The organism is Streptomyces sp. V3I8 (assembly GCF_030817535.1).
GTDB lineage: Bacteria > Actinomycetota > Actinomycetes > Streptomycetales > Streptomycetaceae > Streptomyces.
Genome location: NZ_JAUSZL010000002.1, coordinates 979,368 through 991,430 on the forward strand (window position 1 = coordinate 979,368; position 12,063 = coordinate 991,430).

Annotated in this window: 9 protein-coding genes; 6 read left to right on the forward strand and 3 right to left on the reverse strand. The window is 74.7% G+C overall.

Features of this window, described 5'->3' with window-relative positions:
- Positions 1 to 84 precede the first annotated feature (84 nt).
- From QFZ75_RS04645 to QFZ75_RS04655, 3 genes are all read left to right on the forward strand, one after another.
- Positions 85 to 273 carry an MbtH family NRPS accessory protein gene (locus QFZ75_RS04645; RefSeq protein ID WP_355909802.1) on the forward strand — a complete coding sequence of 63 codons (189 nt, stop codon included), beginning with the start codon at positions 85 to 87 and terminating at the stop codon, positions 271 to 273.
- The gene (locus QFZ75_RS04650; protein ID WP_307534048.1) at positions 266 to 1,048 is read left to right on the forward strand and encodes a 4'-phosphopantetheinyl transferase superfamily protein; all 783 of its coding nucleotides are present in this window, start codon (positions 266 to 268) and stop codon (positions 1,046 to 1,048) included. The genes QFZ75_RS04645 and QFZ75_RS04650 overlap by 8 nt, the downstream gene beginning before the upstream one ends.
- A 134-nt stretch (positions 1,049 to 1,182) precedes the next feature.
- Positions 1,183 to 1,923: a peptidase E gene (locus QFZ75_RS04655; protein WP_307534050.1), complete on the forward strand. Its 741-nt coding sequence runs from the start codon at positions 1,183 to 1,185 to the stop codon at positions 1,921 to 1,923.
- A gap of 175 nt (positions 1,924 to 2,098) precedes the next feature.
- Here QFZ75_RS04655 and QFZ75_RS04660 read toward each other — a convergent pair whose 3' ends face one another.
- The gene (locus QFZ75_RS04660) at positions 2,099 to 2,749 is read right to left on the reverse strand and encodes a response regulator transcription factor (protein ID WP_307534052.1); all 651 of its coding nucleotides are present in this window, start codon (positions 2,747 to 2,749) and stop codon (positions 2,099 to 2,101) included.
- Positions 2,746 to 3,357 (reverse strand): response regulator transcription factor, encoded by a 612-nt coding sequence (locus QFZ75_RS04665; RefSeq protein ID WP_307534054.1) that lies wholly within the window; start codon positions 3,355 to 3,357, stop codon positions 2,746 to 2,748. The genes QFZ75_RS04660 and QFZ75_RS04665 overlap by 4 nt, the downstream gene beginning before the upstream one ends.
- 578 nt (positions 3,358 to 3,935) lie before the next feature.
- On the opposite strand from QFZ75_RS04665, the gene QFZ75_RS04670 reads away from it, so the two are divergent.
- The 3 genes from QFZ75_RS04670 to QFZ75_RS04680 all read left to right on the forward strand — a co-directional run bounded on the left by QFZ75_RS04670 (position 3,936) and on the right by QFZ75_RS04680 (position 10,599).
- Positions 3,936 to 7,238, forward strand: a complete 3,303-nt coding sequence (locus tag QFZ75_RS04670) for a type 2 lanthipeptide synthetase LanM family protein (RefSeq protein ID WP_307534056.1) — start codon at positions 3,936 to 3,938, stop codon at positions 7,236 to 7,238.
- A gap of 92 nt (positions 7,239 to 7,330) precedes the next feature.
- Positions 7,331 to 7,528: a hypothetical protein gene (locus QFZ75_RS04675; RefSeq protein WP_307534058.1), complete on the forward strand. Its 198-nt coding sequence runs from the start codon at positions 7,331 to 7,333 to the stop codon at positions 7,526 to 7,528.
- A gap of 155 nt (positions 7,529 to 7,683) precedes the next feature.
- Positions 7,684 to 10,599, forward strand: coding sequence for a LuxR family transcriptional regulator (locus QFZ75_RS04680; RefSeq protein ID WP_307534060.1), 2,916 nt, complete (start codon positions 7,684 to 7,686; stop codon positions 10,597 to 10,599).
- 207 nt (positions 10,600 to 10,806) lie between these two features.
- Here QFZ75_RS04680 and QFZ75_RS04685 read toward each other — a convergent pair whose 3' ends face one another.
- Entirely contained in the window at positions 10,807 to 12,054 is a 1,248-nt protein-coding gene (locus QFZ75_RS04685) for an MFS transporter (protein ID WP_307534062.1), read from the reverse strand.
- Between the last annotated feature and the right edge of the window lie 9 nt (positions 12,055 to 12,063).

Genomic DNA, 12,063 nt, shown 5'->3' on the forward strand with positions numbered 1-12,063 from the left:
TGCGGGAGGTTCACCGTGACGCAACCCAACTCCGCCGCCGACGCCGACGCCGGCGCCGAGAAAACCCGCCCCGGCACCGACGAGGTGTACCTCGTGGTGCGCAACGACGAGGAGCAGTACTCGATCTGGCGGGCGGACCGTGAGGTGCCCGCCGGCTGGTATCCGGAGGGCCTGCGTGGCAGCCGGCAGGAGTGCCTGGACCACATCGGCGTGATCTGGACGGACATGCGGCCGCTCAGTCTGCGCCGCCGGCTGGCCGGGGCAGATGTCTGAGGGCCACCCGGGCCGCCTCCTCACGCTGCCGGCCCACGGCCCGCCGGCAGTGCCGCCGCCGGAACGGCTGTGCCCGGCCGTACTGAACCTGTCCGCACTGCACGACCGGACGTATCCACCGGGCCCGCGCACCCTGCGGCGACCGCTGGAGCTGTACCTGGCCCAGGTCGGCGCACAGGACGAACGGGCGCTGCGGCGCGCGCAGGAGCTGCTGGACGCGGAGGAACGGGCGCGGGCACGCGCGTTCCGGCACGACCGGGACCGGGACGCCTACGTGGTCGCGCACGCGGCGCTGCGCAGCCTGCTGAGCATCGTGCTCGGCATCCGTGCCGGGGCGCTGCCGCTGATGCGTGAACCGTGCGCGGGCTGCGGTGGTCCGCACGGCCGGCCGGCGCTGCGCACGGCCGGGGTGCACTTCTCCCTGTCGCACAGCGGTGGCCTGGTGCTGGTGGCGCTCGCCCCGGCGCCGGTCGGTGTCGACGTGGAGGAGCTGGCCACCGCGCAGGCGGCGCTCGATGCGCGGTCCGCGCTGCACGCGGCGGAGGCACAGGAGCTCGCGCTGCTGCCCGCGCACGAGCGTCCGGCGGCCTTCACCCGGGCCTGGGTGCGCAAGGAGGCCTACCTCAAGGGCCTGGGTACCGGACTGGTGCGCAATCCGGCGCTCGACTACGTGGGCACCGGGACACTGCCGGTCGCTCCGTCGCCGCAGTGGACCGTGCGGGACGTCCTGGTCCCGGCGGGGTACGCGGCGGCCGTGGCCCTGCGGACACCGTAACCGCACCTGTGGCAGCACGGCGGGGGCCGGTCCCCGCCGTGCTGCCGGACGTTCCCCCGCGGGGGAACGTCCGGTGATCCGCTTTCACGGCTTCCCCGTTTCACCCGCGCAGGGCCCGCGATACGATCACGGGCGTGAGCGCCGCTGAACCGACCATCCTCGCCACCTCCGGAGGGCACCGCGTTGGCGCGCGTACCCGGGTGCTCTTCGACGCCCTGGTCCACCACGCGGTCGACCTCTCGGGCGTGCACGGCAGGCGACCGCGCGTCCTGCACGTCGGTACGGCGGTGGGGGACGCCGAGCACGTCACGGCGCGGGTGTCCGAGGCGGCCCGGATCGCGGGCTTCGACCTGACGCCGCTGCACCTGTTCCCCATGCCGAACGTCGACGACGTCGAGGGGACGGTCCTCGCCCACGACGTCGTCTGGGTGATGGGCGGCTCGGTGGCCAACCTGCTCGCCGTGTGGCGAGTGCATGGACTCGACGCGGTGATGCGGCGCGCGTGGCAGGCGGGTGTGGTGCTGGCCGGGGTGAGCGCGGGATCCATCTGTTGGTTCGAGGGCGGCGCCACGGACTCCTTCGGTCCCGAACTGCGACCGGTGACCGACGGGTTGGGGCTGCTCCCGTACGGCAACGGGGTGCACTACGACTCCGACGCGGGCCGGCGCCCCCTGATCCACCGTCTGATCGCCGACGGCACCTTCGCGACGGCCCACTGCACCGACGACGGGGTGGGCCTGGTCTACCGGGGCACCGAACTGGTCGAGGTCGTGGCGGAACTCCCGGACAAGGCCGCCTACGTGGTGAGCCGGGAGGGCGAGCGGGTCGTGGAGGAACGCGTCGCAGCGCGCTTGCTGCCGACGCCCGCCTTCTGACGTCCGCCCCCGTCCGGTTCACGCTCCCGCTGTCCGTCCGCCCGGCGTTCACCGTCCGGCTCGCCGTCATCGCCCTGGGAACAGACATGACCGCGCGGGGTGACGGGTGGACCGTCCGGGCCCTTGTGGCCCGGTGTCCGTGGTTCCCGTCCCCCGCGGCGACGTCCTCGGTGCGTCAGACCAGGCCGTGGCGTACGGCCTGCGCGACCGCGTGGGCCCGGTTGCGGGCCTGCAGACGCGCCATGATCTCGTAGATGACGTTCTTGACGGTGTGTTCGGAACAGTCCAGCAGGCGGGCGATGTCCGCGTTGGCGTGGCCCTCGGCCACCAGGCGCAGCACCGACGTCTGGCGGGCGGTCAGGGTCGGCGGCCCGGCCGCCGGTACCGGTCCGCCGGGGCCGGGAGTCGTGGTCAGCAGGTGGGAGAGTTCCGGATAGGGGATGCTCGGATGCGGGTGGACGGCGCGGCGTACTGCCGCCGCGAGGGTCCTCTCGGTGAGGTCCGCGGCCTTGAGGACGACCGCTCCGGTGTGCAGAGCCAGCAGCAGGCCCGTACGGCAGACGGTGTCGCACACGAGCAGCAGCGGTCCTGGCTCCCGCGCATCGCGCAGAGCCTGTCGGGCGTCTGCGGCGACAAGCACGGTGACGCTGCCGGGTCCGGCTTCCCCGTGCTCGGACACGCAGGTGAGGCCCGCGTGGCGGGCAAGGGCGCGGACCCGGTCGGCGCCGCGCGAGGGCGGGATGCGGACGACGGCGGGCGGGGTGGGTGCGATGGATGCGACCTGTGCGGTCGGCGCAGGGGGCGCCTCTGTCAGGGTGGCCGTCACAGCAGACCCGCCCGGAGCGCGTAGGCGACCGCGTGGGCACGGTTGCGCAGCCGGAACCGCTGGGTGATGTCGTGGACGACGGTGGTCACGGTCCGCGGCGAATAAGCCAGCTGCTGGGCGATCTCCGCCGTCTCGTGCCCGTCGGCGACCAGTTGCAGCACCGAACGTTCCCGTTCGGACAGCGTGCCGCCGGCCCAGCCGCCGGAGCCGTGCCGGACGGCCGCCGGACGGTCCAGGAACTGCTCGAGCAGTTCGGGTGGGAGTGTGCAGTCGTCCCGGGCGGCGGCCAGCACCGCGTGGTTCAGACGGGAGGCGTCGGCCTCACGGCGCAGCAGCAGGCCGCGGGCACCGGCGGCCAGGGCGTGCAGGGCGTCTCCGGAGGCGAGGGCGCCGGCCACCAGGACGACGGCGGGGCGCTGCCGGTGGGCCCGGATGGTGCGCACCATGTCGAGTTCGGCCGGGCCGAGCCGGTCCACGGTCAGGACGGCGACCCGGGCTTCGTCGGGCTCGCACACGGTCAGCTCCGGACAGGCGAGCAGGGTACTGCGGGTGCCGGCCTCCAGCACCGGGTCGAGTGCGACCACACCGACGGGTACGGGTGCTCCCATCTGCTGCTCCTTGATAGGTCGTCCGCCCGGTTCATGAGCGCTGCGGGCGGTCTTGGTGGGTACTGCGACTCACCTTGCCGTCGGCGGCGGTCACGGACATCGGTAGCCGGTCCCCACCTTTCCCGCGGAGCGGGCGGCCCGGCCGCCGTACGACCGCCTCCCGGGGGCGGCGCGCGGCGGCCGGCGGCCGGTAAGGGGAGCCGCGCGGTGTCCGGGCCGTACGGGCAGGGCCGCACGACCGGCGGACACGGGGGTCCCGCACCGGGGGAATGGGGGTGCGCCCGGGTGCACCCCGCAGGAAGAGCGGGCGCACCCCCCACAGAGGGCGGGCGCGGCCCGCGAAGGGTGAGCGCGACCTGTGACAGGGGCGGTGCATCCGGCCGTACCGGCTTCCGTACACGTAGGCCCGGCGGTTCTCCCGGCCGTTCCGGGAAGGCGGGTGGCCCGCTCCGACCTGCGGCTGGCTCCGGAAGGGCGGGTATGCGGCACGCTGCTCCCACCGGTGGGGCGGGGGCCGCGCAGAATATGGGGGCCACTTCCCCATGTGGGGGCGGCAGGAGGTCTGCGAAGTTCTTCCTGTGACTGAGACCGCCAGCCTCCCGACTCCCCGGAGCGCCGGCCTGCCACTCGTCTGGTGGGCTCCGGCGCTGTCCCTCGCGGAACGGCTTGCCGCCCCCGGACTCCCGGCGGCGCCCGCCGCTTCCGCGGCCACCGTGCGGGCCCCCTGGGCCGCCGGTGACGCGGAGGGCTTCGCTCTGCGGCTGGCCCACCTCGGGGTGGACGCCGCCACGGCGGCGGCCCTGGCGGCGGAACCCGCCGAGAGGCTGGCCGCCCGAACGGCCAAACCCTGCTGGGCGACGTACGTGGAAGCGGTCCTGGACGCGGACGCCGAAGACCCGGCGGAGCTGGCGGAGTCGGCGGAGTCGGCGGAGCACGGTGAGGGGCCCGATGTCTTCGCACCGGTCGTACGCCCGGTCGTCGCTGCGGCCTCGGCCCGGCTCGTCGAGCTGCTGCCCGCCGTTGCGGGAGCCGAACAGGCCGTCTGGCAGGGCACGTTCGAGCGGCGGCTGACCCACCAGCTGGTCCGGCAGGCCGCCCGGACGCTGGTCCACGAGCTCGACGCGGCCCGGCGCGCCCGGCGTCTCACCGGCGCCGGACCGCACGAGCGGTTCGCCTCCTTCGTCGCCGCCACCGGCACCCGCCGGGGCCTCGGGGACCTGTTCGCCGCCTACCCCGTGCTGGCCCGGATGCTCGGCCAGACCGCCCTGGACGCGACGGACGCGATGGCCGAACTGGTGGCGCGCTTCCACGCCGACCGGGATGCTCTGGCCGCCGCTCTCCTCGGCGGTCGCGACGCCGGGCCGCTCACCCGGGTCGACCTCGGCCGCGGGGACGCCCACCAGGGCAACCGGTCCGTGGCGGTCCTGCACTTCGCGAGCGGCGACCGGCTGGTGTACAAGCCGCGGCCGCTCGGTCAGCACGCCCTGCTCGACGACCTGGTGACCTGGCTCAACGCCAGGGTGCCGGGGCTGGCGCTGCGCACCCCGCGGAGCCTGCGCCGGACGACGTACGGCTGGCTGGAGTACGTGGAGCACCGCTGGTGCCGGTCGGTGACCGAGACCGACGCCTTCTACCGGCGTCAGGGAGCGCTGCTGGCACTCCTCTACGCGGTGGACGGCGCCGACATGCACTACGAGAACGTCATCGCCTGTGGGGACCAGCCCGTCCTGGTGGACGCCGAGACGCTGCTGCACACCGGCCTTCCGCAGCCCGTGATCGCCGGCGCCGACCCGGCCGCCGACGCCCTGCACGCCTCCGTGCACCGCACCTGTCTGCTGCCGCACCTGCTGATCGGCGAGCACGGAGCGCTCGACATCTCGGCGCTCGGCCGGTCCGCCGACGGCACCTTCCCGAGCGAGGGCCTGCGCTGGGAGGACAGCGGACAGGACACCATGCGGGCCGTGCGCGCCCCGCTGCCCAGCCCGGCCGCGCAGAACCAGCCACTGCCCGCCGGCCACCCCCTGCGGGGCGCCGACCACCGTGCGGCCCTGCTGGAGGGTTTCCGCACCGCGTACACGGCCATCGCCGCGCACGCCGGTGAACTGCTCGGCGACGAGGGCCCGCTGGCGTCCCACGGCGGCATCCCGGCCCGGCTCATCGTCCGCTCCACCCGCCTGTACTCGACCCTGCTGGAGGAGTCCGTCCACCCCTCCCTGCTCGGCGACGCACTCGCCCGGGACAGTGTGTTCGCCGTCCTGTGGACCGAGTCCGAGCACGACGAGGTACGCCGACGGCTCATCGAGCACGAGACGGCGGACCTGTGGCGCGGGGACGTACCCCTCTTCGTGCACCGACCGTCCGGTACGGGGGTCCGGACGGTTGACGGCACCTGGCTGTCGCAAGTGCTGCCGGTGGCGAGTCTGGCGGCGGTGCGGGAGAAGATCGTCCGGATGGACGAGGTCGACTGCCGCGACCAGGAGTGGATCATCTCGGCCACGCTGGCGGCACGGGGCACCGGTTCGGCGCTGGACGGACCCCGGTCCGAGCTGGCGGTGGCGCCGGTGCCGGCCGTCGCGCCCGACGCGTCCCGGCTCCTCTCCGCCGCGTGCGGGATCGCCGACGAGATCGCGGCCCGCGCGGTACGGGACGCAGGGCGGACCAACTGGCTCGGCCTGGAAAGGGTTTTCGGCCCGCACTGGGCGGTGCTGCCGATGGGTGCCGGGCTCGCGCAGGGATACTGCGGCGTCGCGCTGTTCCTGGCACACACGGACGCGCTGGCCGGGGCCGGCCGGTACGCCGGACCGGCCCGCGAGGCGGTCCGGCCGCTGCCCGCCCTGCTGAGGGCACTGGCCTGCGACCCCGAGCTGAGCGCGGCGGCCGGGCCGGGTGCCTACGACGGGCTCGGCGGCATCGTGTACGCCCTGATCCGGCTGTCGGCCCTGCTCGGCGAGGACCTGACGGACTGTCTGCCGGACGCGCTCACCGCGCTCGGTCACGCCGTCGCGGCCTGCCCCGGACCGGGACTCGCCACCGGCACGGCCGGGGCACTGGCCGCCGCCGCCGCGGCACACGAGGCGACCGGCGACCCGGCGGCACTGCGGCTGGCGGACACCGTGGCGGACCGGCTGCTGGCGGCGGTCGGCGGCGCCGACGGGCCCGCCCTGTCCACGCACGGCACCGCCGGGACGGACGCGGCCTGCGAGGTCACGAGGATCAGCGGTCCCGGCCCCGCCCGGTCCGCGAACGCGCCCGCGGAGTCCGGCCCGACCACCGGCGACACGAACGGTGCCGCGGAGTTCTGGAGCGACCCCGGGTTCGCGGACGGTGCCGCGGGGATCGGGAGCGACCCCGGGTTCGCGGACGGTGCCGCGGGGATCGGGTGGGCGCTGCTTCGGTACGCCGCCTGCCGGCCCGGACGTGCCGCCCAGCACCTGGCCGCCGCTCATGCCCTGCTCCGCACCGCCCTCGAGGGCACGGGAGCCGACACGTCCTGGGCCGGCGGCCTCGCCGGAGTGGCGGCCGCCGCCGCCCACCTTCCCCCGGCGCCGGGTCTGCCCCGGCCGGCGGACCGGCTGACGGACCGGCTTGCGGACGCCGAGGTGCGCCCGGACCTGAGCCTCGGGCAGGGCGCACTCGGCACGCTGGAGGCGCTGACCGTCCTCGCCGGACGGGGCGACGCGAGGGCCGCCGAGGCACTGAGCCTGCGTACCGGCCAGGTGCTCGGCCTCGTCGAGGCGCAGAGCCACCGATGCGCCACCCCCGACCACGTTCCCTCCCCCGGGCTGCTGACCGGGCTGTCCGGCATCGGCTACGGACTGCTCCGCCTGGCCCACCCCGAAACCGTGCCGTCCGTCCTGCTCCTGGGACACCCCGGCCACTGACCGACCACGCGTCTGTGTTCGACAGCTGCACGCCCTTCTCCACCCTCACGCCGTACCCATCCGCACGCGGACACCAAAAGGGGATCACCGTCATGGACAAGCACCTCGCCACCACCGCCGCCGACGTCACCGAGACCCCCGCCGACGAGCAGGACGCGGCGGGCGGCATCACGCTCAGGGGCCGCAACCGCGCCTGCGCCCGGGCCCGCGTGCTGGCCGGGATGGTACTGACCAGCGGCGTCGTCATCACGCTGAGCACCCTGGACACCTCGGTCTCCGCACCGAACTGACCTCGCGCCAGTCCTGACTCCGCGTGCGGCGCGGGCCCGATCGCCGGACCCGCGCCACCGTGTTTCCCAGGCCGCTTCCGTCCCGGCCGGGACGGAAGCGGTCCGGAGAGGGCGACCTGCCACAGATCCCGATATTCCTACTACCATCTGCATCCATGCGTTCCCATGCGCCATCCCTGGTCGGGCGGGACTCTCACATCGTCCTGCTCGAACGTGCCTTGACCGAAGCAAGGCAGGGACGCGGCGGTGTCGTCTTCCTGGTCGGCGAAGCCGGCGTCGGCAAGTCGCGGCTCGCGGCGGAGGCCGTGGGCCGGGCGCTGGGCGCCGGCATGCGCGTACTGCGCGGACGCAGCAGCACCACCGGTCCGGCCGTGCCGTTCCGTCCCCTCACCGAGGCGCTGATGTCGCTGTTCCGCGGCGGCGAACCCACGGACGACCTCGTGCTCGGCCCCTACCGCCCCGTCCTCGGACGGCTGATCCCCGACTGGGACACCGGGGAACGTGAGAGCAGCTCCATGGTCATCCTCGGCGAGGCGGTGCTGCGTCTGCTCATCGCCGCCGGACGCGGGCAGGGCCAGTTGCTCCTGCTGGAGGACCTGCACGACGCCGACCCGGAGACGCTGGGGGTCCTGGAGTACCTGGTGGACAACCTGGAGTACTCACCCGTACTCCTGCTGGCCACCGTGCGCACGGATTTCAGCGAGGCGCTGGACCTCGCGCAGTCCGCCCGGCGCCGCGGCGTCGCGGCTCTGGTCGACCTGCCTCCGCTGACCCGGCCCCAGGTGCACGACATGATCGCGGCCCAGCTCGGCACCGACGGTTCGGGCGAGGTGCCCGGGCCGGTCCTGCAGCGGCTGTGGGAGGACAGCGCCGGCAGCCCGTACCTGATCGAGGAACTGCTGCAGTCCATGATCGGGGCCGGGACCCTGGTGCAGGGGCCGGACGGCTGGCGAGCGGTCGGAGATCTGCGAAGTGACGTTTCCTCCACGCTGGCCCGAGGCATCCTGCGCCGCATCGACCGGCTGGGCGCGCAGGGCCTGACCCTGCTGTCGGCCGCCGCCGTCCTCGGCCGGCGCTTCCCGCTCACCGTGCTGCAGCGGATGACCGGCGTCGACGACCGGGCCCTGCTCAGCCATCTGCACGCGGGCGTGGCCGCGCGGCTGGTCATCCCCGACGAACCGGCTCCGGACTGGTACTCCTTCCGGCACTCCCTCACCGTGGAGGCACTGTTCACGCAGATGACACCGACCCGGCGAGCGGATCTGGCCCGGCGGGGCGCGGAAGCGGTCGAGGAGCTGCACCCCGGCCTCGACGGCGACTGGTGCGCCCTCGCGGCCGGGCTGCGGTGCGAGGCCGGGGACCACGTCGAGGCCGGGCTGCTGTTCGGGGACGCCGGCGGCCGGGCCCTCGCGAAGGGCGCGCTCGGCTCCGCGGTGACACTGCTCAGCCGCGCGGAGAGCCTGCTGGTCGACGCCGGCGACCCGCAGGCGCGGGGCGCGGTGCTGGAGAACCTGCTGCCGGCCCTCGCGGAGGCCGGCGACTTCGCCCGCGCCTTCGATCTGGCCGAGGACCTGCATGTGCTGAGCGGCTCCGGACTGAGCCCCGAGCGGCTGGCCACCCTGCACACCCGGCTGGCCAAGGTGGCCCACACGGCGGGGCGGTGGAACGACGGCAACCGCCAGATCGTCCGCGCCCGCGAGGTGCTGGCGAGCGCGCCGGACGAGGCGACGGCCGCGGCCGTCGACGTCACCGCCGCCTACCTGGCCCTCGACACCCCGGGGCCCGACCGCACCCAGCACGCGGAGAAACTGGCCCGTTCGGCCGCCGACACCGCCGAGCGGTACGGACTGCCTGTCGTCGCCTGCCAGGCCAGCGAGCTGCTCGCCACCGTGGCCCGCGAGCGTGACCCCCAGGAGTCGCAGGCGATGCTCGAACAGGCCCTGGCCACGGCGGAACGCCACCGCCTGCCCCTGCAGCGCATGTACGCGGCCACCCGTATGGGCGGCAACGCCTGGCTCGCCGAGGGCGACACCTCGGGCCTGCTGGCGGCGCGCGAGGAGGCGCTGCGGCTCGGCTCGGTGAACATCGTGCACACCGTGGACGGCATCCTCGTGCTGGACGCGGTGCTGCGCGGCGACTACGGGACCGCCCGCTCGGCCGCCGCCGAATGCCTGGCCGTGGTACGCCGTCTGCGCCTGGCGCCCGCCGTGCGGTACGTCCTCATGGCGCAGTCCGTCCTGGAGGCACACCTCGGGGACCGTACGGCGATGGAGGCGGCGCTCGCCGCGTTCACCGAGTGGGACGGTGCCGGCTCGCAGGAGGAACCGCTGGGCCTCGGACTGGCCCGCGTCTTCTGCGCGCTGCTGGAGGAGGACCGCGAGCTGGCCCGTGCCGAGCTGCGGGCGGTGCTGGCGCTCGAGGCGGACAACCCCTCCACCTACCATCTCAGCGGCACCCATGGCCTCGTCCTGCTGCTGGACGTGCTCGCCGGGGAGGCGGACCGGGCCCGGCACGACGAGATCACCGCCACCGCCGTCGCCCGGATGCGCTGGAACCGGCAGTTCGTGCTGCTCGCCGACGCCGTCCTGCTGGGCCGGGAGGGCGCGGGCGCGCGGGCGGCGGCGACGGTCGAGTCGGCGCTGGCGACGGCGGAACCGTACCCGCTGGCCCAGCACCTCGGTCTGCGGCTGATCGCCGACGCGGCACATCAGGACGGCTGGGGCGATCCGGTGGGCTGGCTGCGGCGGGCCGAACACCACTTCCACGAGCGGGACACGGCGGCCGTGGCCGGCGCCTGCCGGGCCGCGCTGCGCCGGCTCGGCGCTCCCGTGCACCAGCACCGCACCGGCACCAACGGCATTCCCGACCAGTTGCGCGCGCAGGGTGTGACCGTGCGGGAGTTCGACGTGTTCCGGCTGCTCGCGGACCGGCTCGGCAACAAGGACATCGCCGACCGGCTGTTCATCTCCCCCCGCACCGCGGAGAAGCACATCGCGAGTCTGATCGCCAAGACGGGGGCCACCAACCGGGCGGACCTGTGCGCCCGGTCGGCGGCCCTGCGGGCTTCCTGAGCCTGTCGCGGCGTATCGCGCAGGTCCCGCCGCCCTTCCGGGCGAAGGGCGGGACTCCCGCGACCTGCCGAGGGCCCGTCCGGCCATTCCCGTCGTCGACCGGAGGGCGGCCCGGCGGCGTCAGGTGCGTGCTCCGGGGCTCCCCCGGCCGGAGGCCGGGGGAGCGTGCACGGCGTCGCCAGGCAGACGGGAATCGCCGGACAGGCCCTAGCGCATCTCGCGCACCGCACGGGAGCCGAGCACCGCCAGTCCCGTCCCGGCGAGGATGGCGGCCACCACCGCGAACAGGGTGAACGTGTCGATCCGTGCCAGCGCGCCGCACAGGATCAGCGACAGCGGGGCGGCCGCGTAGCCGAGGACCATGTCGACGGAGACGACCCGGCTGAGCACATCCTGCGGGATGTTCCGCTGGATCCAGCTGAGTCCGAACACTCCCTGGAAGCCGATGGCGAAGCCCATGGCGAGCACGGTCGCCACGACGGCCGCGGTGCTGTGCACCAGGCCCAGCACGGCCATCCCGGCGCCCAGCCAGCCCGCGAGAGCGGCCACCAGCAGGCCCACCCGGGGCCGGCCGCCGAGCGCGCCGCCGGCGAGCGTACCGAGTATCGCGCCCCCCGCGAGGGATCCGTTGAGCACGCCGAGCGTGGCCGGGCCGCCCCGCAGAACCTGGTCGGCGAGGGTGGCGAAACCGACCGTGAACGGCCCGGCGTAACAGAAGTTGACGGCGGTGTCGAGGGCGACGATCGTCCGCAGCCGGGGGTCGCGGAAGGTGTAGGTGACGCCCTCGCGGATGCGGGCGCCGAGGGACGTGTGTTCCTTCGCCGCGCCGGCCCGCGCAGGGGCCTCCCGGGGGCGGGTGCGGATGCTCGCCACGCACCAGCCGCACAGCGCGAAGCAGACGGCGTCGACGAGGAAGGCGATCGGCGCCTGGGTGACGGCGATGACCACACCGCCGACGGCCGGTCCGACGACGGCGGCCGTGCGGGCGCCCGTGCCCAGCAGCGCGTTGGCCGGAGTGAGCAGATCCTCGTCCACCACGGAGGGCAGGATGGAGACGCGGGCGGGCTGGAAGAAAGCGTCGACGGCGCCGAAGGCGGCAGCCGCCGCGCACAGCATCCACACCGTCAACTGCCCGTGCAGACCGGCGAGTCCGACCCCCGCCATCAGCCCCGCCCGGGTCCAGCTGGAGGCAACCATCAGGGTGCGGGTGGACCAGGAGTCGCCGAGGGAGCCGCCCACCAGGGTGAGCAGCGCGCGGGGTACGGCCTGGAAGGCGAGGACGTAACCGAGGGCGAGGGTGGAGCCGGTCAGTTCGAGGGTGATCCAGGAGAAGGCGACGACGCTGAAACCGTCGCCGAGCAGGGACAGCGACTGCCCCAGCCACAGGAGTCGGAAGGGCCGCTGCCGGGCGGGTGCCCACAACCGGGGACCGGCGCCGGCGAGGGTGGTGGCCATGGTGTGCCT